This is a genomic window from Kineococcus aridisoli, from assembly GCF_050871885.1.
GTDB lineage: Bacteria > Actinomycetota > Actinomycetes > Actinomycetales > Kineococcaceae > Kineococcus.
The window spans coordinates 64,633-86,415 of the sequence record NZ_JBJLSF010000006.1 but is presented as its reverse complement, the minus strand read 5'-3'; the positions used below and the strand labels follow the sequence as shown (position 1 = coordinate 86,415).

The window sequence follows — 21,783 nt, the reverse complement described above, 5'->3', positions numbered from 1 at the left end:
AGGTCATGGAGGACCGCGACGGGACGTCAGGCCCCACCGAGGTGCTGTACCAGCCGATCATCGCCTTGGACTCCGTGGCGAGCAGTGGTGTCGACGGCCCCGGTGACGTGGCTGACCCGAGCAGCACCGCTGACCCGGCCGGCTCGGCACGCGCAGCCGGGCAGGTGGTGGCGGTGGAGGCCCTCCTGCGCGTCCCGGCGGGCGCCTCGCCGGGTGCTGCGGCGCGCTCCCCGCTGGAGCTGTTGACGGCCGCGCGCGAAGCCGGCCGGTTGACCTCGCTGGAGCAGGGAGCCGTGCACGCGGCGCTGGCGGGCCTGGCTGGTCTGCGCAGCGCGTGCGTCTTCTTGAACCTCGAGCCGTGCACCATCGCCTCCCTGCGGCAGGAGCAGCTGCAGGAGCTGGCCGGCGCGGTGCCGCAGGGGGTCCAGGTGGTCCTGGAGATCACCGAGCGGGACCTGCTGCGGCAGCCGGCGCAGCTGCTGGAGGGTGTGGAGCGCATCCGGTCGCTGGGCTGGGCCATCGCCGTCGACGACGTGGGAGCCGAGCCGGCGGCGCTGGCCCTGCTGCCCTTCCTGCAGCCCCACGTCATCAAGCTGGACGCCCGGGTGGTGCAGCGCGCCCCCGGCCTGCAGGTGGCCCGGTTGCTCAACGCCGTGCACGCCGAGGCCGAGCGCTCCGGTGCGCTGGTGCTGGCCGAGGGCATCGAGACGCCGCTGCACCTGCAGCGGGCGCGGGCCGTCGGCGCCGTGCTGGGCCAGGGGTGGCTCTTCGCGCCCGCGGGGCCGCTGCCGAGCCGGTGGGGGATCCCGTTGCGCTTCCCCGGGCAGGCCGCGCGCCGCCCGGGGTGCACACCGTTCCGGGTGCTGGCCCAGGAGAGCGAGCCCGCTCGTGCGCCGGCGGCGTTGTTGACGGCGGTGTCCCGGCAGATCGAGAGCCAGGCGTTCCTGCAGAGCGAGGACACCGTGGTGCTGTCCGCCTTCCAGGACGTCAGCGCGATGACGCCCGCCACCCGCAGGCGCTACGAGGCGCTGGCGCGCGCGGCGACCTTCACCGGCGTCATCGGGCCCGGGATGCCGAGCCGTCCTTGCGCCGGGGTGACGGTCGCGGACCTGGCAGCGGACTCGCCCCTCCTCGGCGAGTGGGTCGTCAGCGTGGTGGGACCGCACTTCGCCGCGGTGCTCGCAGCGCGCCGCCCTCCCGCCGAGGACGTCGGCGAGGCGGTTCCCGTGAGCGCGGACTCGGTGCTGGAGTACGTGCTCAGCTACGACCGGCGGCGAGCGGTCGAGGCCGCTCGCACGTTGTTGCACCACTTGCGTCCGCACGCCGACGGCCTGGACGACGCCGACGGCCTGGACGGCGCCGACGGTGCCGGTGGCCCGGAGGTTCCGGACGCCCGGCAGCTGCTCGGCGAGCCCGCCGCGTGCGAGGAGCCGGAGGGTGGAGCACCTCCCGGCGTCCCCGCGTCCGCACCAGCAGCCGGCGGTGGGGGATCGGCTGGTGCGGGCGGTGCCGGCGCAGCGCCTGCGCCGGCACCGCTGTCGCAGCGCGAGGCCGACGAGGTCATCCGCGCCGCCATCGCCGTGGCGCCGGCAGGTGTGACGATCCACGACGCGAGGGTGCCCGGGCTGCCTCTGGTGCACGCCAACGAGGCGTTCTGCGCGATGGTGCGCCAGCCGATCGAGGGTGTGCAGGGGCGGCAGCTGTTGTCCGCTGCGGGACGGCGCACCGACGTGCACTCGCTGCAGGCGGCGCTGCGCCGGCTGCAGGCGGGCCGTCGTGAGCAGGTGGTGTGGCGCTGCTACCGCAGCGACGGGACCAGCTTCTGGAACGAGACGCGCTTCACGCCGGTGCGCGACGGCTCCGGGCTGGTCAGCCACCTGGTGGGCCACCACAGCGACGTCAGCGACCGGGTGCGGCTGGAGCGCGACGTCGAGCACCGAGCGGACCACGACGCGCTGACCGGCCTGTGGAACCGGCGCAGGCTGCTGGAGCACCTGGACGAGCAGCTGGCCCGCGCCCGCGCCGACGGCGGAGCGGTGGCGGTGCTGTTCGTGGACCTCGACGACTTCAAGGTGGTCAACGACGTCCACGGCCACGCGGTGGGGGACCAGGCGCTGGTCGCCCTCGCGCAGCGGCTGCTGGAGGTGGTCGCCGAGGACGGCGCCGGTGGCGCCGTGGCGCGCATGGGTGGCGACGAGTTCGTCATCGCCGTCGGGGAGGGCGGGGACGCTGGAGCTGCACGTCGCGGTGCCGCGGCGACCGCCGCTCGACTGGACGAGGCCCTGGAGGTGAGCCTCCGCGAGCCGCTCGCGCTGCCCGGCGCCCGGGTGGGCGTCCGGGCCAGCATCGGCACCGCGCTCTTCCCCCAGCACGGCACCACCAGCTCGCAGCTGCTCGATCACGCCGATGCGGCGATGTACCGGATCAAGCGGAGGAGCGGATGAGCGCTGCCGGGGGTGGGGCGGACGCGTACCGGGTGCCGGAGGTGCTCAGGAAGGTCGTGAAGGCCTCCGCCGGCAGCGGAGGTGAGAAGTGGTACCCCTGGCCGAGGTGGACACCCAGCTCGCGCAGTTCCTCGGCCTGTCCGGCGTGCTCGATGCCCTCGGCGACCACCTGCACCCCCAGGGTGCCCGCGAGGGCGACGATGCCGGCGCGCAGCGCGCTGGAGGTGGCGTCGTCGGGGGTGATCAGGGAGCGGTCGAGCTTGAGCACCCCGATGGGGTAGCGGCGCAGGTAGCTGAGCGAGGTGTAGCCGACGCCGAAGTCGTCCAGGCTCAGGCTCACCCCGGTGCCCGCCAGCTCGTGCAGGCGGGCTCGCGTCTGCTCGTCCTCGGGCAGCGCCTCGTGCTCGGTGATCTCGAGGTGCAGCCGGCAGGCGGGCACGTCGTGGGTCGCCAGCGCCTCGCGCACCCGCCGTGGCAGGGCCGGGTCGCAGGTGCTGGACAGCCCCAGGTTGACGCTGAGGGTCCACCCGCTGCCGACGTGCCCGCCGTCGGGGGTGCGGTCGTTCCACCGGCGCAGCTGGGTCAGCGCCCGGTGCAGCACCACCTCGTCGACGGCCGCGCCCAGGCCTTCCCGCTCGGCCAGCGGCAGGAACTGGTCCGGGCCGATCAGCCCTCGCACCGGGTGCTGCCAGCGCACCAGCGCCTCGGCCCCGACGACGCGCCCGGTGACCAGTTCCACCATGGGCTGGTAGAGCACGACCAGGTCCCCGGCCCGCGTTCCGGCCCGGGTTCCCGCCTGCTCACCGGCCTGCTCACCGGCCTGGGTCCCGGCCAGGTCCCCGGACCTCAGCGGCACGTCGTCGAGCAGCGCGTGCAGGTCCTCGACGAGGGCGGCGGAGGCCACCGCTCGTTCGCGCATCGGCACCTCGAACACGCGCGCGGTGGACCCGCCCGATCCCTTGGCGGCGTACATCGCGATGTCGGCGTCCGCCAGGACGCGCTCGAGGTCCTCCCCGGGTGCCACTTCGACGACACCGACGCTGGCGGTGATGCTCACCAGGTGCCCGCCGGCGTCGATGGGAGGTCCCAGCTCGCGCTCCACCGCCCGGTGCACGGTCTCGGCGCTCACCCGGCGCGAGGGGTGCAGCACGACGATGAACTCGTCACCGCCCTGGCGGGCCACGACACCGCGCCGGCCCACGGCGGCGCGCAGCCGCCGGGCGGTGGCCACCAGCACGGCGTCGCCGCTGCTGTGCCCGTGGCGGTCGTTGATGCGCTTGAAGTCGTCCAGGTCGATCCAGATCACCAGCGGTGGCAACGCCGGTGGCGGTGAGGACCCGTGCCGGCGACGCACCAGGCCCCGCTGACGGCTGGTCGTCCGGGCGAAGGCCCGGGCCAGGCCGCGGCGGTTGAGCAGGCCGGTCAGCGGGTCCTGCTCGGCGTTGTGCTCGGCGCTGCGCAGGACGCTCACCGCGCGCACCAGCACGGCCAGCATCACCAGCACGCTGGCGGCCACCAGCGCCCAGGTCGGCGACCGCACCCCCCGGCCGAGGGCGTGAGCGCTGAGCATGGCCAGCGGGACCAACGCGGTCGGCACGAGCAGCAGCAACTGGCTGGAGGGGCGGCGGCTGTGGCGCAGGGCGCCGGCATCACCGAGGGCGGTCATCGACGGGTGCAGCGCCGCCAGCCCGAAGAGCATCGTGGTGACGACGCCCAGGGCCTGGACGCTCTGCCCGGCCAGCGCGAGCTGCCGGCCGGTGAGGGTGACCGCCAGGTCGTAGGCCACGCAGCCCAGGCCACCGGCGACGGCCAGGACCATCGCCGGCACCAGCTGGGCGCGCGAGTACAGGATCCACAGCAGGACCCCCACCAGCGCGGCGTCGATGGCCGGCGCCGCGGCCAGGGACCACGGCAGGCCCTCGTGGTCGTGGCGCTGCGCACCGTGCAGGAGGAGCTCGGCGCACACCGCGGCGACGACCAGGACGTGCACGCACAGCTCCAGCGCGCTGCTGGGCCGTGGCGCCCTCCACCGGGTGCCGCTGCCCGCTCCGAGCAGCAGCGGCATGGCCAGCGCTGCAGCCGCCTGGGAGGCGAAGGTGGCCGCGGTGGTGACGGGGTCGTCCCCGCCCGTCAACGCCAAGGTGGTGTTGCACAGGGCGACCAGGGTGACGAAGGCGGTGACGAGCACCCACACCAGCCGCCGCTGCGGGCGGTGGTGCGCGATGCCGAGCACCACCAGCGCGACGGCCAGCCAGTTGCTGACCAGCAGCAGCACCAGTCGTGCCGGCGGCAGCAGCAGCGCCGTCGAGGCCACCGCCAGCAGGAGCGCCAGCTGGACGTCCAGCCGGGCGACCCTGCCGGCAACCCGTCGAGCAACCCGTCGAGGGCTCGGTGAGGTGCTCGCGCCTCCTGTCCCCGCTCCGGGCACGGCGTCAGCCGGCCGCGGCGGAGAGGTGGTGGCGGCGCCCGCCGCCGCGCTTGGCGGTGTACATCGCCGCATCCGCGTGGCGCAGCAGCTCGTCGGCGTGCAGCGCGGTGCCGGGGTCGATGCTGATGCCGATGCTGGCGGCCGCCTGGACGCTGATGCCGTCCACCTCGAAGGGGTGCCGCAGGGCGTGCTGGACCTGCTCCGCGGTGCGGGTGGCGATGCGCTCCGCCGCTTCGGCGGGCAGGTCGCTGAGCAGCAGCAGGAACTCGTCCCCGCCCTGGCGCGCCAGCAGGTCGTCGGCGCGCACCACCGTGCGCAGCCGCGCGGCGATCTGGCGCAGCAGTGCGTCGCCGACGCTGTGCCCGTGGCGGTCGTTGACGAGCTTGAAGTCGTCCAGGTCGATGAACAGCAGCGCGGTCCTGGTGCCGGTGCGTTCGCGCCGGCGCAGCGCGGTGCGCAGCGCGTCGTCCAGGCGGGCGCGGTTGGCCAGGCGCGTCAGCGGGTCGTGGTAGGCCAGGTGCAGCACGTTCTCCTCCGCCTCCACCTGGGCGGTGACGTCGTTCTGCACGCCGATGTAGTGCGTCAGCGTCCCGCCGGCGTCGTGCACCGGGGACAGGGTCAGCTCGTTCCACCACGGGGTTCCGTCGGCGCGGTAGTTGCGCAGCCGGGTGCGCACCTGGCGCCCGGCGGCGATGGCCGCGCCCAGTTCGGCGATGGCCACCGGGTCGGTGCCCGGGCCCTGCAGCAGGCGGCAGTTGCGGCCCAGGACCTGCTCGCGGGTGCGCCCGGACAGCTGCAGGAACGCTTCGTTGACCCACACCAGCGGCTGGTCGGGATCGCGCACGTCGCTGATCGTCAAGCCCGTGGTGACCGCGGAGACCGCCCGCTGCAGCAAGCCCTCCGGCAGGTCGGCGGGCAGCGGGGCGGGCAGCGAGTCGGGTGACGGGACGGGCGACGAGACGGGTGACGAGGCGGGCGACGACGACGGACCAGCGGCGCCGGCGCAGACCCGCGGGTGGGGCAGCAGCACCGGTGCCGGGCCGGGCAGCGCCGGCAGGTCGATCGTCTTCGGTTCGGGCCAGACCCTGGACATCAGCGCGTGCGCGACCGCGATGGTCAGCTCCCGGTCGTGCGAGAGCACGAACTCGAAGCGCCGCTGGTCGTCGGGACCGCGGTCGCCCAGGTCCCGGGCGACAAGGGTGGCGGCGAAGTGCGGGCCGAGGACGGCGATGTCCCACTCCCCGCGCAGCGGGTCCCCGCCGGCCAGCACGGCACCGCGCACACCGGGCAGCGGCTCGGCGGGCATGTCCTCACCCAGGGCGCCGACGAAGGCGGCCGAGGTGGCCAGCTCGGCGTAGCGGCGGCGCGTGGTGGGGGTGAAGAAGCGGGCGTGCTGGAAGGCGGCGAGCACCAGCGCCGATTCGCCGGCGCTGCGGGCCTGGGCCTCCAGCTGCTTGCTGATCTCCACCAGCAGCGGTTTGACCGCCGCCCGCGGTGCGCGAGCGGCGGCGGCGAGCTCGAAGGGGGTGCGCTCGCTGAGCTGGTCCCCGCGCGGGACGATGTGCACGGGAGTGCCCGTGAAGGCCGGCAGCGGCTGCGGCAGCGGGCCTGGGCGCCCGAAGTACCAGCCCTGCCCCAGGGTGGCGCCGAAGGCGCGGGCGGTCTGCACGTGCTCGGCCGTCTCCAGCCCCTCGGCCAGCACCAGGGTGCCCGAGCGTTCGGCCTCGGCGTGCACGGCGTTCATGATGGCGGCGATGTCGGGGGTGGTGTGCTGCTGCACCAGGCGCAGGTCCAGCTTGATGACGTCCGGGCGCAGCATCGGCAGCAGCGCCAGCGAGGAGGGGTCGGCGCCGACGTCGTCGAGGGCGACGCCCCAGCCGTAGGAGCGGATCCTGGCGACGGTCTGCAGCAGCTGCGCGGGGCGGGCGGCCAGGGCCCGCTCGGTCAGTTCCACCACCACCGTCACCGGCACGCCCTCCACCAGGTCCTCGTCGCCACCCGGCTGACCGGTGGCCCGCCCAGCAGGTGCGTCGGGACGCCAGCCGTCCAGCGCCTCCGGCTCGGCGTTGATGAACAACCGGTACGGCGGGGCCAGCGCGGCCTCGCGGGCGCCGTTGAGGGCTGCCGCGCGGCAGGCGACGTCCAGGTCCGTCAGCCGCCGCGCGCGCCGGGCGGCGGCGAAGAGCAGGTCGGGACGCTCCAGCGCCGAGCCCTGCGGTCCGCGGGCCAGGGCCTCGTAGGCCACCACGGCACCGGTGTCCAGGTCCACCAGCGGCTGGTAGACCGAGCGGACCGAGCGCTCGGCCAGGATCCGGTCGAGGAGGAGGAGTTCCTGCGAGCCGACCTGCTCGATCCCTGTTCCGCTGTGCGCCACGACACCCTCTCGGCAGGTGGGCACGGCTGCCTTGAGCACCGGTGTGCCACCACCGGGTGCCCGCCGACGCCGCGGGCGGCGTGCTGGAGCTCCCAGGCCACCTGCACCCCGCACGCGGCGAGCACCCCGACGAGCGCAGCCGCACCTGCCAGGACGGCGGTCACCGCGCGGGTGCTCGCCCCCGCTCCCCGCGCCACCGGCGGTCCTCGTCGTCGAGGACGCCTGTCGCGGATCGCCACCGGCCACCACCACTTCGTCGAGAGCTCGGCCTGGTGCTGCCCGCTGCACGTCCAGGGGCAGGCCGGTCGTCGTGGTCGCCCGGTGTCCGCAGGCAACCATGCAGCCCTCGTCATCGCCTCCGGGAAGCTGAAGCCTCAACCAGGTGGATCGCCCGACGGGCGCGACCGGCACCGCTCCTCGCCGCTGACCCGGCGCGGCGCCGGGTGGGCGCAGCTCGCCCTCCTCCAGCTGCACGGGTGGGGTCCTTGCGCCGATCGGGGCGTCGGGGTGCAGGAACCGGCCGCCGGCGACGATGGGGCGGGGTGGACACAGCGGCGCGACCAGGTGCGCGATCCGCGCCCGGCAGCGGTGACGGCGGCGCGAGCGGTGGCCGGCGCGGGCTGCGGCTGACGCGGAAGGTCTTCTGGGACCTGGCCGTGTACATGGTCGGGCTGGGGCTGGCCGTCGGGGTGGTCTTCCCGCCCTTCGCCCAGCAGCTGGGGGTGCCGGCCCGCTACGCCGACCGGCCCGCGTTCCAGGTGGCCTGCCTGGTGGCGGGTTTCCTGGTGGGGGCGGTGAACCACGCCCTGTGCCGCGCGGTGGTGGGCCGCCGGCTGGCCAGGCTGAGCACGCACCTGCGGGCGGTGGCCGAGGCGATCGCCCGCGCCGGTGGCGGCGGGCAGTGGTCGGCCGCCACCAGCGGGCGCCTGGAGGTCGACTCCGACGACCAGCTGGGCCACACCGCGACGGCCTTCAACGCGCTGCTGGACGCGCTGGAGGCCGGGGAGCACTTCCGTTCCCTGGTCCGCAACGCCTCCGACGTCATCACCGTCGTCGACGCCGCAGGCCGGATCTCCTACCAGACGCCCTCCGTGGAGGGCATCCTCGGCTACTCGCCCGCCGCGCTGGTCGGCAGCCACCTGGAGGACCTGCTGCACCCCGACGACCGCGCCGGTGTCCACGCCTACCTGGAGGCGATCGCCGGCGCCGGCGTCCACAGCGCCCACGGTGCCTCGGTGCTGGCCCGCGTGCGGCACGCCGGCGGCGCCTGGCGCTGGATGGAGACCGTCGCCAGCAACCTGCTGCACGACCCGGCGGTCGCCGGCGTCGTGCTGACCACCCGCGACGTCAGCGAGCGCGTGCAGCTGCAGGAACGGCTGCACGCACAGGCCTTCGAGGACCCGCTGACCGGTCTGCCCAACCGGGCGCTGTTCATGGACCGCCTGCAGGCCGCCGAGCGGGCCGCCGAACGAGCCGGTGGGGGAGCGTCAGCCGGGACGGACGCCGAGCTGGCGGTGCTCTTCTGCGACCTGGACAACCTCAAGGCCGTCAACGACGACCTCGGCCACGAAGGCGGTGATGCGCTGCTGCGCCAGGTGACGGCGCGCATCAGCTCCTGCGTGCCCGCTGCCGCCACCTTCGCGCGGCTGTCCGGTGACGAGTTCGCGATCCTGCTCACCGGCGGCGACAGCGCGGCGCTGGCCGGCCGGCTGGCCGAGCGCATCCTGAGCGCACTGGCGGAGCCGGTCAGCGTGGGCGGGCGTCCGGTCCGCACCGGTGTCAGCATCGGCGTGGCCAGCTCCGCCACCTGCGCCGGCGCCTCCATCGGTGTGCTGCGCGCAGCCGACGTGGCCATGTACGCGGCCAAGAACAGCGGCAAGGGCCGTTGCGAGGTCTTCCAGCCGCACCACCACGCCGCGCAGCTGCAGCGCGAGCAACTGCGCGCCGACCTGCACCAGGCCCTGGACCGGCGGGAGTTCGCGCTGCACTACCAGCCGATCGTCGACATCGCCTCCGGCCGCACGACGGGTTTCGAGGCGCTGCTGCGCTGGCAGCACCCCCAGCGGGGTCTCGTGCCTCCCGGCGACTTCATCGCGCTGGCCGAGCAGGACGGCCTGATCGTCCCGATCGGCGGCTGGGTCGTCGTCGAGGCCTGCCGCCAGGCCGCCCGCTGGCAGCGGCGTCACCCCGGCCGCGCGCTGCAGGTGAGCGTCAACGTCTCGGCGCGCCAGTTCCAGGACGTGGACCTGGTGCGCGGTGTCGCAGCCGCCGTGCAGGCCTCCGGGGTGCGGGCGGGCACCCTGACGCTGGAGATCACCGAGTCCCTGCTGGTGCATGACGGCGCGGGCACCATCGGCAAGCTGCAGCAGCTGAGGGAGCTGGGGGTGCGGATCGCGGTGGACGACTTCGGCACGGGCTACTCCCCGCTGAGCTACCTGCGCCGCTTCCCCCTGGACGTCCTGAAGGTCGACAAGTCCTTCATCGACGACGTCCACACCCGCCAGGAGGACCGCGCCGTCACCGCGGCGATCGTCCAGCTGGGCAGGACCCTGGGCCTGCAGGTGATCGCCGAGGGCATCGAGCTGCCCGAGCAGGTCTCCCGGCTCACCGAGCTGGGCTGCCCGTCGGGACAGGGGTACTTCTTCGCGCGACCGTTGACCAGCGCTGCCGCCGAGGCGCTCCTCGACCGGGAGGCGGCAGCTGCCGTCGGCGCACCCTGACGCCGTCCGACCGCCGCGTCAGCACTCCCGCCGGTTGCCGGGACGGGGTGGTGCAGCTGCCACGCCGGTGTCAAGCGCCCGCAGGCAGGCGCCGATGGAGCAGGGTGCTCACTCGACTCCGCGACCTGAAGGTCGCCACCAAGCTGTTCGCCGGTTTCGGCGTGGTGTGCCTGCTGCTGGCCGTCGTGGTCGCAGTGGGCATCCAGCGCCTGCAGTTCTCGCAGGCCAACCTCGAGACGCTGACCGGCAACGGCATGCGCTCGATGCAGGCCGTCGGTGACGTCAGGACCGCCTACCTGCAGCTGCGTCAGGACGTCTCCAACGCCGCCCTGACGCCGGACGCGGCCGGCACCGAGAAGGCCCTGGCCACCCTGGCCGCCGACGACGACGCCTACGACCAGGCGTGGCAGGCGTACCTGGACACGCACCCGCACAGCAGCCAGGACCAGCGCGACGAGCTGGTCGGGATCCTCGAGGAGTACCGCACGGCCCGTGAGCGGCTGATCGCCCTGGCCCGGGCCAACGACGTCGCCGGCTTCATCGCCTACCGCGACTCCACCACCCTGCCGCTCACCGAGGAGTACCTGCAGCAGCTCGACGCCATCGCCGACGCTGAAGTGCAGGCGGCGTTGGAGATGTCCGCGGAAGGTGCCTCCGACTCGCGCGCCGCGGTGGTGCTGCTGCTGCTCATCGGCGCCCTGGCCATCGTCTTCGCGGTGGTGGACGCGGTCGTGATCTCGCGCTCCATCGCCCGTCCCCTGGCCAAGACCCTCACCGTGGTGCAGGGCCTGGCCGCCGGCCGCCTGGACCAGCGGGTGGGCATCAGCACCGAGGACGAGGTCGGTCAGCTGGCCGGCGCGGTGGACGCCACCATGGACACCTTGACCGCCACGATGCGCCGCATCGCCGGCGCCTCGACCACCCTGGCCACCTCCTCCGAGGAGCTGACCGCGGTGGCCACCCAGCTGTCCTCCGGTGCGGTGCAGTCCGCTTCGCAGTCGCAGGTGGTCTCGGCGGCCACCGAGCAGATCAGCGCCTCCATCTCCACCGTGGCCGCTGCCGGTGAGGAGATGACCTCCGCGATCCGCGAGATCGCCTCCTCGACCGCAGAGGCCTCCCAGGTCGCCTCCGCAGCCGTCTCCAGCGCCGGGGACGCCTCGACCACCATCGAGCGGTTGTCCGCCTCCTCCCGGGAGATCGGCGACGTCGTCAAGCTGATCACCTCCATCGCCGAGCAGACCAACCTGCTGGCGCTGAACGCCACCATCGAGGCCGCGCGGGCGGGGGAGATGGGCAAGGGCTTCGCGGTCGTCGCGGGGGAGGTCAAGGAGCTGGCGCAGCAGACCGCGCGGGCCACCGAGGAGATCGTGGGCCGGGTGGCGGCCACCCAGACCGACGCGGCCTCGGCGGCGGGGGCGATCAGCGAGATCACCGAGGTGATCGCGCGCATCGACGGGTTGCAGGCGACGATCGCGGCGGCGGTGGAGGAGCAGAGCGCGACCACCTCGGAGATGGTGCGCAACGTCACCGAGGTGTCGACGGGCTCGCAGGAGATCACCTCGAACATCTCCGGGATCGCCGCGGCAGCCGAGGACACCACCACCAGCGCCCACCAGACCGCTGCCACGGCCGGTGAGGTCGCGGCGGCGGCGGCGGAGCTGAACGAGCTGGTGGCCTCCTTCACCCTGCCGCGCGCCTGAGCGACGAGAGCACCGCGGCGGTCAGCGCCACCACGACGGCACCCGCACGAGAGCCCGCAGCCCCGCACCTCGCGCCACGAGCGCGAGGTCTCGTCAGTCGTCGAAGGCGGACCAGCAGATCGCGTCGCGCCTGACCCGGCCCTCGAGCACCAACGCCCGGGTCCGCTCCGGGAGCCGCTCGCGCTGAGGTGGTGCTCGGGCGTCCAGCACCTGCACGCTGCCGTCGGCCCAGGCGCGTGCTGCCTCGATGGCACCGCGTGGGCGGGTGCCCGAGGGGTGTTCGCCTTCGAGGAGGTGCAGGAAGCTCTTGTCAGCAGGGCGGGTCCGACGCAGGCGTCGCGGTACCTACGCGGGGTCGAGGCGTCGGTGCGGGAGTGGGCTGGAGTAGACGACGCTGGTGGTGATGCCACCCAGGGTCGCCAGCTTGCCGGTGATGCGCTCCAGGTCGCGCATGGACCGGGCCAGGACCTTCAGGACGAAGCAGTCGTCACCGGTGACGTGGTGGGCTTCGATGACCTCAGGGGTGACGTCGAGCAGGTCGTGGAACGGCTTGTAGTTGCCCGTGGGGTAGGCCAAGCGCACGAACGCCGTCACGGTGTAGCCCAGCGCCTCGGGGTCCAGGGTGGCGCTGTAGCCGGTGATGACGCCGGTGTCGGTGAGGCGTCGCAGCCGGTCGGCGGTGGCGCTGGCGGAGAGGTTGATCGCGCGGGCCAGGTCGGCGACGCTGATCCGGCCGTCCCGTTGCAGCTGCTCCAGGATGCTGTGGTCGGTCGCATCGAGGGCCGGCCGGGGTTTGATCGCCATGATGGGGAAAGTACCAGCGGATCGACGGCTGGACTGCGTCTGAGCCGTGGATGACGCCTGGTGCGTCCGACCTCGGTCGGGTTCGATGGTGGGCATGCCGACCTCGATCCCCGCGGTGGACTTCTTCGCCGCCGAACTGGCCCACCAGACCGACCCGTCCGACCTCGCAGCAGCCCGCGCCGCCGGTGCGGCGCCGCTGGTGCTCGACGTGCGCTCCGCAGCGGGGTGGAACCAGGGCCGCATCCCCGGCGCGGTGCACCTGCCCGGCCCGCAGGTGCGCGACGGCATCGCGGACCTGGCACCGGACCTGGACGCCCCGATCGTCGTCTACTGCTGGGGCCCGGGCTGCAACGGCTCCACCAAGGCCGCCTTCACCCTGGCCTCGATGGGCTACACCCGGGTGCAGGAGCTGATCGGTGGCTTCGAGTACTGGGCCCGTGAAGGGTTGGCGGTCATCACCGACGCTGGGCGGTCGCGGCGGGCCCCGGACGACCTCGTCGCTCCGGTCCAGGTGCTGTGAGGGTCGCCGGCACCGGTTCGGAAACCGGTTGATCACCGCAGCGGTCGACGATGCTCGATGTCCAGGACCGGGGCGGGTGCAGTGGCAGAACGGCGACTGCACGCGAGGAGCCGTCCCGACCCTGGGGTCCGATGATCGCCTACCGAGCCACCCTCGACCTCCCCCGATCGCTGGCGCCACGCATCGCGCGGGTACTGTCAGCACACCGCGCGTCGATCCGGACGCGGCGGGGCCGGCGGGCGCTGGGGTGCTTCGCCCAAGCCGTTCTCCTGCTGCGGTTCATGCGCCACCGGAGCGCAGTTGCTGACCTCGCCGTGGATGCCGGCGTCAGCCTCTCGACGGGCTACCGCTCCCTGCACGGGGCTCTCGACGTCGTCGCCGCCCAGCCCCCCGACCTGGCCGACGTCATCGCGGCGGTACGCACGGAGGGACGTGAGCACGTGCTGCTGGACGGAACGCTCATCCCCACCGATCGAGTCCACGACAGCGGGGCGAGGTCGGATCGGTGGTGTTCCGGCGAGCACGAGCACCACGGCGGGATCCTCCAGGTCGTCTGTGGTCCTGCTCGGGGAGGGCAGGTCCTCGATCGTGGTACTCGCGGGTGGAGCTCCTGCGTCAACGCCGAGCGCGCCCTCGTCGAGCACGGCATCGCTCATCCGGAGGTCCGCCGGCGTGCCCTGGCCCGTGCCTCGCTCCGTCCTTGACGCATCGGCGCGATCGTCGCCACGGCGCTGGTGCTCAGCCACGGGGAGGGTCGCTGCTGACGAAGGCTCGTCGAGGTCCTCACGGGATCGGTTCTCAGCCGCCCGGAACCAAGGCCGTGACGGTGATCGCGGTGACCTGGCTCACGCAGTCACCTCACCGCGCTGCCGACAAGGGTTCACTCCCGTCAGACCAGCCCTACCCCAGGTGGCGCCGCCAAGGTCGGTGACGTCCAGAACGACGGGTTCGACTCGGGCAGCGCGGACGGCTTCGGCCCCTCGTGGTCGGCGGGAGGTGGCGTGGACCCCGGTGACACCACGGGCCAGCAGTTCGGCGGTGGAGGCGGCGCCGAGGCCGCGCAGTCCACCGGTGACCACGAGCCGTGCATCCGGTGATCCCCACGATGACTCCCTCCCGGGTCCCGGTGCTGCAGGGATGCCCCGTGCCTGCTCACAAGGCCACAGGTACTGGTACGTCGCAGCCCGGTGGCGCGGTGCGGTCGCTGGGTCCACCACTGCTCGGGCGTGGTGCAGGGGCGCAACCACGGACCGACCTGCATGGTCACGAACTCGAACCAGGCCTGGTGCATGCGCTCGACCAGTTCCTCCTCGTGAGGACGGCCTCGACCTGATCGGCCAGGACGTCGCCGGCCAGGCGCAGCGCCTCGACGTCATCGTCGGTGAACAGGACGGTGGCCTTCAGCCGCTGCAGCTCGGCCATCGTGACGGGCGAGGGCGCAGCGCCGGTGCGGTGTCGTGTGCGGTCTCGGCCGTGGTCACTCCCTGGTCGTGGTCTTCAGATCGACGGCCGATCGGGAAGGGGGAAGGGGAAGCCAGTGCAAGCGTTCGCTCAACCCCAGAGGGGCGCGCGCGAAGGCGCGCTCGACCTCGGCTCGTCCTTCGTGGAAGTGGCCCCATCCCTCGTAGTGCACGGGGATGATCGTGCGTGGGCGCAGCAAGGAGCACAGCTCGACCGCTTCGGTGGCGGTGAAGCTGTAGTGCGCCCGGCCGGTCACCGGGAAGCGGACGGCGCCCAGGTGCAGCAGGACGGTGTCGACGCTCATCCGGGCCGGTACCTCGCGGACGGCGTCGCAGAGGACGGTGTCCCCGCTCATCCACAGCACGCCGTGTTCCTGCGTGGGCCACGACAAGGCGAAACCGACGACGGCGCCGGCGAGGGGACGGCTGAAGCGCGGTCCGTGCCGGCACGGGGTGGCGGTGATGGTCAGGTCCTGCCGCGCCGAGCCAGCCGGAGCGGTGAGAGTGGTCTGCTGCCACGGCCGCAGACCTCGGCACCGGCCCTGCAGGCGGTGGGCGCCGGGGACGGTGGTGATGACGGTGCCGGCCTCCTGCAGCAGTCCGCGTCCGGTGTCGTCGAGGTTGTCGGCGTGGTGGTGGTGGCTGAGCAGCACGACGTCGACGGGGCCGACGTCCTCGGCGGCGATGGCCGGCCCGGTGAGCTTGCGTGAGCTGGTGCCCCAGCCGAAGGAGTAGCGCCGTCCGGGGACGTCGAAGGTGGGATCGGTCAGGATGCGCCAGCCGGCCGCCTCCAGCAGCACGGTGGGCCCTCCGACGTGGGTGATGCGAACGTCTTTCACGGACTGCTCCTCACGGGCTGCCGGTGCTGGCCCTAGCCGGTGCGTGGTGGTCGTAGCTGGTACCGGCCGTGACTGACCGCTGGTCAGGCGGCGGCACTGAGCGCTGTCTCGCTTCCGGCTCCTGGGGATCAGCCCGTGCTCCTCGACACCCCCGGTCGAGGAGCACGGGCTGCACCCGGCCCCCGCAGCCCGGGTGGGCGTGGTGATCGAGCCGCTGCAGCGGGCGGATCAGTGTGCGGGTCAGTGTGCGGATCAGCCCTTGAGGAAGCGCAGCAGGTCGTCGCCGAGCTGCTGCTTGTGGGTGTCGGTGATGCCGTGCGGGGCGCCTTCGTAGACGATCAGCTCGGCGTCCTCGACCAGGGCGGCGGAAGCCTTCCCTCCGACGGGGAAGGGCACGACCTGGTCGTCGTCGCCGTGGATGACCAGGGTGGGCACGTCGAAGGCCGCCAGGTCCTGGCGGAAGTCGGTCTCGGAGAACGCCTTGATGCTGTCGTAGGCGTTCTTGTGCCCGGCTTGCAGGCCTTGGCGCCAGAAGGCGTCCTGGATGCCCTGGGAGACGGTGACTCCGGGGCGGTTGGCGCCGAAGAAGGGGCCGGCGGCCAGGTCCTCGTACAGCTGGGAACGGTCGGCCAGCGACCCGGCGCGCAGGCCGTCGAAGACCTCGATGGGCACCCCGTTCGGGTTGTCCTCGCGCTGCACCATCAGTGGCGGCACGGCGGAGACCAGGACGGCCTGGGCGATGCGGGAGGTGCCGTGCCGGCCGATGTAGCGGCTGATCTCCCCACCGCCGGTGGAGAACCCGACGAGGGTGACGTCGCGCAGGTCCAAGGTGTCCAGGAGCGCGGCGAGGTCGTCGGCGTAGTGGTCCATGTCGTTGCCGTCCCAGACCTGGGTCGAGCGCCCGTGCCCGCGGCGGTCGTGGGCGATGGCGCGGTAGCCGGCGTCGGCGAGCTGGTACTGCTGCGCCTCCCAGCTGTCGCTGTTGAGTGGCCAGCCGTGGGCCAGGACGACGGGGCGGCCCCGGCCCCAGTCCTTGAAGAAGATGTCGTTGCCGTCAGAGGTGGTCACGAACCCCATCAGAAGTTCCTTCCGGTTGCATCGAGAGGTCGGCGAGGGCCGGGAGGCGTCGGCTCCGTTGCTGCACCTGTTGCTGCACCTGTTGCTGGATCTGCTGCTGGCCCTGTGCTGGACCGTGCCGTCGACCTAGTCGTTGACGGCGTTGCTGACCGCGGTGTTGACCGCGTTGTCGACCGCGTTGAGGTGCTGCTGCCCCGACAGGGGTCGGGTGGGGAAGCGCAGCGCCCAGGCCAGGGCGTCGTCGGCGACGGCCTGCCAGCCCTCGACGACGGCGCTCAGGTGCGGGCGGCCGGGGAACTCGTGGATCTCGGTGACCGCGCCGGTCTTCTCCTGCGCCTCGTAGATGGCACGGCTGAGGGAGGCGGGCACGGTGTGGTCGGCGCCGTTGGCGTGGATCAGCAGCGGGGGCCGGTCGCTGTTGGTCAGGTCGACGGCGTTGGCGGCGTGGGAGCTGAGGGCGGCGGTGGCGGCCTGCCACAGCGGCAGCCCCGGGGTCGGGGCCCAGTGCTGCTCCCACAGCTCGTCGGACTCGGCTCGGGTGAGGGTGTTGGCGAAGGCGTAGTGCCACTGGCTCCTGCTCAGCGCCACGGTGCGGTGGCGGTTGGCGGGGCTGCGCAGCACCGCCCAGCCGCTGCGCAGGGTGCTCAGCGGCAGCTGGTTGACGCCCTTGATGGAAGCGGGGGAGATGGCCACGCCGGCCGAGCCGAGACCGCGGTCCAGCAGCAGCTGCACGATGAGCCCGCCGAAGGAGTGCCCGATGAGGATCGGCTGCTGCGGCAGGGCGCGGATGGTGCGGGCGTAGGCGTCGACGATGTCCGCCAGGCCCACGTCGTCGACACGGTCGGCGCCGCGGCTTCGCTCGCGCAGCTGGGGCAACGGCATGTCCATGCCCGGCCACTCCGGGGCCGAGGTGGTGTGCCCCTTCGCCTCGAAGCGGGTGCGCCAGCTGGCCCAGGAGGCGGAGCTGAGCCACAGGCCGTGGACGAAGACGATCGTGCGACCCTCGGATGCGGGGCCCGGTGCGGGGTCGGTGGGCACGGCGCTCACCGGCCGGCCGCGTCGCAGATGACGGCGGTGACCTCGTCGGGGTGGCTCATCATCACCACGTGCGAGCTGCGCACCTTGGTGACCTTCGCCTTCATCCGCTCGGCCATCGCGAACTGCGCCGGCACCGGGATGAGGCCGTCACGGGTGGCCACGACGTAGGAGGAGGGGATGCTCTTCCACGCCGGCACCCCGGAGGGCTCGACGAGGGAGGAGAGCACGCCGGGGCGCTGGGTGGCGGCCATGACGGCGACCTGCTTCTCGGGCAGGTCGCCGGCGAAGATGCGCCGGAACTGGGCGGGGTCGACGTAGGCGTCGGCGTTCTGCGTCCCGCTGCCGGGGAAGGGGCGCAGGACGAGGTTGGCCACCACGTCGCTGGATCCGCCGCCCAGGTGGTTGGCTGCGTCGACGCTCTCGCCCTGGTCCAGGCCGTAGGCGGCGGCGTAGACCAGGGCCTTGACGTTGGGGTTGCCGGTGGCGGCGTTGGTGATGACCGCCCCGCCGTAGGAGTGCCCGACCAGCACGATCGGACCGGTGAGGGAGGAGAGGAAGGTGCGGAGGTAGTCGGCGTCGGAGGCCAGGCCGCGCAGCGGGTTGGCGGGGGCGATGGTGGTGCAGCCGCGGCGCTGCAGGCGCTGGATGACCGCGCCCCAGCCGGAGGCGTCGGCGAAGGCGCCGTGCACGAGCACGATGGTGGGCTTGCCGCGCCCGGGTGCCGTCGCCGGCGGCGCCGCAGGTGCCGCGGCGGCGCTGGTGCCGGCGCCCAGGGCGGCCAGCGGGGCGGCCAAGGCGGCGGCCAGCACGGGCCGGCGGGCGTAGCGGGCAGCCTTGCGGGCGGCGAGGCCCTGCGCTCGGGAACCGAGGTCGGTGCCGGGGTCGGTGCCAGGGGTGGGGGGTTCGGGGTTCACGACGTCAGCTCCTGGTGGGTGGGGTGATCGATCGAGCGAGGAACGGAGAGTCGATCGTGTGGGCATCGGCTCGCTCCAGCCCTCGAGAACGTGATCATCGTGACGTCGGCCAGGCGCGGCGGGTATGGGGCGGTTGACTGCATCGGCGCTGCGCTGCACGGCTCGATGACTGAGGTGCCGTCGAGGGCTGACGCGGGTCTGCTCCGTCAGTACGTCAGCAGCCGGGTGACGTGGTGCGGCGACGTGGATTCGGCACCCGGACCCGCAGGCGCAGGGCGAGCAGTCGTGCCCGTGCGCACGGTAGGCGGCACAGGCGCGGCTGGAGGTCGCGCTCTGGGCACCTGGCCGCTGGGGCGGCGCTCTCAGGTGTGCAGCTGGAGGAGGCGGACGGGACGTCGACGTCGCGGCGTCTGCGTCATGCCGAGGTGGAGGGTGGTTGCTGCAGGTGTGCCATGGCGGTGCGCAGGTGTGCGCGTCCGCTGATGCCGAGCTTGGGGTAGAGGCGGTACAGGTGCGAGCCGACCGTGCGGTGCGACAGGAACAGCCGCTGGCCGATCTCGCGGTTGCTCAGGCCCTCGGCGGCCAGTATGGCGACCTGCAGCTCCTGGGCGGTCAGCTGCTCACGAGCCTGCGGCAGCGGCCCGGCGCTGTCCTCGCCGCTGGCCCGCAGTTCCTCCCGCGCCAGCGGGGCCCACCCTGCGCCCAGGGCCTCGAGGGTGTCGCGGGCCTCGCGCAGCGGGGCCCGGCACTCCAGGATGCGCTTGCGCCGGCGCAGCCACGAGCCGTACGCCAGCTGCAGCCGGCCGCGGTGCACCGGCCACTGCGACAGGTCCAGCGCGAAGGCCGCGGCGAAGGCGTCTTCCCGCTCGGTCTCGGGGCACACGATGGTGCGGGCGTAGGCCACCGAGGCGATCAGCGCCGGGGAGGGCAGCGCCTTGCTGCGCGCTTCGTAGCGCGCCACGATCTCCTGGGCCTCTGCGGTGCGCCGGGCGCGGGCGGCCGCATCGGCCAGGTCCGGCAACGCCCACCCGGACATGTCGGGGTGGAAGTTGGGCGAGGTGGGGTCGAAGCAGCGCAGCAGCAGCTCGAAGGCCTCCTCGTGCCGGCCGGCGAAGGCCGCGGCCAGGCCCCGGGTGTGCTGGGCGGCTTCGGCGACGAAGTGGACCCCGGTGGCGTCCGGGTCGGCCAGCACCCGCTCGGCGTGCGCCGTCGCGCCCACCGACTGCCCCCGCATCGCCTCGTGCAGGGCCTGGGTGGCGCGAGCGGCCAGCGCCCAGAAGGCGTCGGCGGACTCCTCGGCCAGCGCGGCGGCCTCCTCGGCACCCGCGCGCAGCGCCGGCCAGTCGCCCAGCCACAGGCGGATGAAGCTGACCGAGGACAGCGTGCGGGCCAGCAGTGCCGCCCTGCCTTGGGCGCGGTAGCCGGCCGCAGCGGTGGCCATGTAGGAGGAGGCGGTGACGAAGTCCCCCAGCACCAGGGCCGCCCCGCCCAGGAAGCGCATCGCGTCCACGTCGGAGCGGTCCGGCACCAGGTGCGCCAGGCGCTGCAGCACCGAGGCGCCCAGCGTCTGCGACTGCGCGTAGGCCTCGACGGCCAGGGTGCGCGGGTCGTCGGGGTGCAGACCCAGCCGCCGGAAGACGTCGACGACGGCCTGCCCGCTGCTCTCAGGGACCGCGCCCCACCAGCAGCGGGAGGCGGCGCGCCAGCACACCGCCACCGCCAGGTCGGTCAGGTCGTGCTCGACCAGCTGCGCGGCCAGCCGCACCAGGTCACCGACGCGGTCGGCGTCGTGCAGGTCCCCGGGGTCGGTGATGTCCTGCACCAGCACCAGGCGCGCCCGCGCGGCCAGGTCCATGCTGTGCCAGTCGGCGTGGGAGACCAGTTCCACCGCCCGGGTGCGGTCGTTGAGCTGCGAGGTGATCTCGGCGGCCTGCAGCAGCAGCGAGGTGCGCCGGGCCGCGTCCTCGCTCAGCGAGGCCGCCCGCTCCAGCGCGTTGACCGCCACGCCCAGCGCGCCGCGCTGGATCGCACGGCCTGCGGTTGCTCCCAGCTCGCTGGACACCTGCTCATCGGTGGCCAGAGCGGCCGCGGCCCGGTGCCAGGCCCGCCGGTCGAGGTCGTCGGCCAGCACGTCGGCCACGGCGGTGTGCACCACCACGCGCTCGACCATGCTGGCGGCGGAGTACACCGCCGCGCGCACCAGCGGGTGGCGGAAGCGCAGCCGGTGCCCGTCCGTCAGCAGCAGCCCGGCATCGACGGCCGCCGCCAGCGCTGGAGCTGCCACCGTGGGCCGTGTCGACGCGGGTGAGTCCAGAACAGGTGGGGGTGCGGCCCCCCTGACGAGCTCGCCGGCCACGGTCAGCAACGAGGTGAGCGGCAAGGTCGTGTCGACGGCCAAGACCGTCAGCACTGCCCGCGTCGGAGGTGGCAGCTGAGCGAGCCGGTCGGCGAAGGCGTTGACCAGCCGCTCGTTCACCGGCAGCAGACCCTCGAGAGCCTCGGTGTGCGCCGGCGACGCCGAGTGCAGGCAGCCTGGCAGCTCGACCAGCGCCAACGGGTTGCCCTCTGCCACGTTCAGCACCCGTTCACGCTGTTCGGCGCCCAGCCCCGGAGCGCTGGCCCGCAGCAGTCGTCGCGATGCCTGGTCGTCCAGGCGCTGCAGGTTCAGCTGCGCGAGTCCACCGGTGGTCAGGACACCGGGGTACTGCTCGCGCACCGCCGCCAGGACCACGACCGGCTGATCGCGCAGCCGGCGGCAGACGAAGCCGATCACCTCCAGCGTCTCGGGGTCCAGCCAGTGCGCGTCCTCGACCAGCAGCAGCAGCGGGCAGGCGGTGGCGCGTTCCTCCAGCAGTTCGAGCACGGCCAGACCCAGGGTGAACACGTCGGCGGGGTGATCGTCCTCGCCGAAGGCGGCGCGCACGGCGCGCTGCAGCCGGCCGGTCAGGTGCGGCACCTGCTCCGCCATCGGCATCACCAACTGGTGCAAGCCGGCGAAGGGCAAGGCGGCCTCGGCTTCGGCGCCGGCGATGGACAGCGTGCTGAAGCCCCGCCGCTGGGCGCGTCGAAGGGCCGCCAGCAGCAGGCAGGACTTCCCGATGCCTGCCGCGCCGCGCACGATCAGCGCGCTGCCCTGTCCAGCGCCCGCGCTGGCCAGCACCTCATCGAGCAACGTCAGCTCCAGCTGCCGACCCTGCAGTGGCACCGACTGCTGGAGCCGGGCCGGTGCTGCAGGCGGTGCCGCAGGCGGTGTTGCAGCACCCGTTGCATCCGGTGCCCCAGGAGGAGCCGCATCCACGGCGGGCGGCTCGGTCAACGTCCTGCGTGTCGCTCCTTCCGTCTCCACGAGCGGAGGATAGAGGTCTGACAGTGCACCAGTCGGGGCTGGAAGTGCTCAGTCGGGGTCTGTGAGTGCAGCCGTGCGCCGTGGACGCCCGGCCCACCGATCGTGCCCGTCCCTGGTAC

Annotated in this window: 15 protein-coding genes; 4 read left to right on the top strand and 11 right to left on the bottom strand. The window is 73.6% G+C overall.

Translation table 11 applies throughout. From position 1 onward, the window contains the following. Positions 1-5: 5 nt before the first annotated feature. Positions 6-2,444, top strand: coding sequence for a diguanylate cyclase domain-containing protein (locus ACRYM2_RS03360; RefSeq protein WP_432519865.1), 2,439 nt, complete (start codon positions 6-8; stop codon positions 2,442-2,444). Here ACRYM2_RS03360 and ACRYM2_RS03355 read toward each other — a convergent pair. Both ACRYM2_RS03355 and ACRYM2_RS03350 read right to left on the bottom strand, forming a co-directional pair. Further along, positions 2,425-4,758: a putative bifunctional diguanylate cyclase/phosphodiesterase gene (locus ACRYM2_RS03355; protein ID WP_432519863.1), complete on the bottom strand. Its 2,334-nt coding sequence runs from the start codon at positions 4,756-4,758 to the stop codon at positions 2,425-2,427. The genes ACRYM2_RS03360 and ACRYM2_RS03355 overlap by 20 nt on opposite strands. Before the next feature lie 118 nt (positions 4,759-4,876). Further along, a complete protein-coding gene (locus ACRYM2_RS03350; RefSeq protein WP_432519861.1) occupies positions 4,877-7,285 on the bottom strand; it encodes a diguanylate cyclase domain-containing protein in 2,409 nt (802 codons plus the stop codon). Between the two features lie 503 nt (positions 7,286-7,788). On the opposite strand from ACRYM2_RS03350, the gene ACRYM2_RS03345 reads away from it, so the two are divergent. Continuing rightward, positions 7,789-9,966, top strand: coding sequence for a putative bifunctional diguanylate cyclase/phosphodiesterase (locus ACRYM2_RS03345; RefSeq protein ID WP_432519860.1), 2,178 nt, complete (start codon positions 7,789-7,791; stop codon positions 9,964-9,966). Positions 9,967-10,070: 104 nt separating this feature from the next. Further along, on the top strand, positions 10,071-11,666 hold the full coding sequence (locus tag ACRYM2_RS03340) for a methyl-accepting chemotaxis protein (RefSeq protein ID WP_432519859.1): 1,596 nt from the start codon (positions 10,071-10,073) through the stop codon (positions 11,664-11,666). A 93-nt stretch (positions 11,667-11,759) separates the two neighbouring features. Here ACRYM2_RS03340 and ACRYM2_RS03335 read toward each other — a convergent pair whose 3' ends face one another. Both ACRYM2_RS03335 and ACRYM2_RS03330 read right to left on the bottom strand, forming a co-directional pair. Continuing rightward, positions 11,760-11,966: a hypothetical protein gene (locus tag ACRYM2_RS03335; protein ID WP_432519880.1), complete on the bottom strand. Its 207-nt coding sequence runs from the start codon at positions 11,964-11,966 to the stop codon at positions 11,760-11,762. Positions 11,967-12,011: 45 nt separating this feature from the next. Further along, complete coding sequence (locus tag ACRYM2_RS03330; protein WP_432519858.1) at positions 12,012-12,470, bottom strand: Lrp/AsnC family transcriptional regulator; 459 nt, start codon at positions 12,468-12,470, stop codon at positions 12,012-12,014. Between the two features lie 94 nt (positions 12,471-12,564). Here ACRYM2_RS03330 and ACRYM2_RS03325 point away from each other — a divergent pair, with 94 nt between their 5' ends. Then, positions 12,565-12,990, top strand: coding sequence for a rhodanese-like domain-containing protein (locus ACRYM2_RS03325; RefSeq protein ID WP_432519856.1), 426 nt, complete (start codon positions 12,565-12,567; stop codon positions 12,988-12,990). A 197-nt stretch (positions 12,991-13,187) separates the two neighbouring features. Here the strand turns inward: ACRYM2_RS03325 and ACRYM2_RS03320 are convergent, their stop codons facing one another. From ACRYM2_RS03320 to ACRYM2_RS03290, 7 genes are all read right to left on the bottom strand, one after another. After that, on the bottom strand, positions 13,188-13,646 hold the full coding sequence (locus ACRYM2_RS03320; RefSeq protein ID WP_432519854.1) for a hypothetical protein: 459 nt from the start codon (positions 13,644-13,646) through the stop codon (positions 13,188-13,190). A gap of 607 nt (positions 13,647-14,253) precedes the next feature. Next, positions 14,254-14,412, bottom strand: coding sequence for a hypothetical protein (locus ACRYM2_RS03315; RefSeq protein ID WP_432519853.1), 159 nt, complete (start codon positions 14,410-14,412; stop codon positions 14,254-14,256). A 55-nt stretch (positions 14,413-14,467) separates the two neighbouring features. After that, complete coding sequence (locus tag ACRYM2_RS03310) at positions 14,468-15,289, bottom strand: MBL fold metallo-hydrolase (protein WP_432519851.1); 822 nt, start codon at positions 15,287-15,289, stop codon at positions 14,468-14,470. 252 nt (positions 15,290-15,541) lie between these two features. Further along, positions 15,542-16,366, bottom strand: a complete 825-nt coding sequence (locus tag ACRYM2_RS03305; protein ID WP_432519849.1) for an alpha/beta fold hydrolase — start codon at positions 16,364-16,366, stop codon at positions 15,542-15,544. 126 nt (positions 16,367-16,492) lie between these two features. After that, on the bottom strand, positions 16,493-17,404 hold the full coding sequence (locus ACRYM2_RS03300; RefSeq protein ID WP_432519848.1) for an alpha/beta hydrolase: 912 nt from the start codon (positions 17,402-17,404) through the stop codon (positions 16,493-16,495). A gap of 5 nt (positions 17,405-17,409) precedes the next feature. Then, complete coding sequence (locus tag ACRYM2_RS03295; RefSeq protein WP_432519847.1) at positions 17,410-18,318, bottom strand: alpha/beta fold hydrolase; 909 nt, start codon at positions 18,316-18,318, stop codon at positions 17,410-17,412. A 415-nt stretch (positions 18,319-18,733) separates the two neighbouring features. Next, positions 18,734-21,523: an AAA family ATPase gene (locus ACRYM2_RS03290; RefSeq protein WP_432519845.1), complete on the bottom strand. Its 2,790-nt coding sequence runs from the start codon at positions 21,521-21,523 to the stop codon at positions 18,734-18,736. Positions 21,524-21,783: the final 260 nt, after the last annotated feature.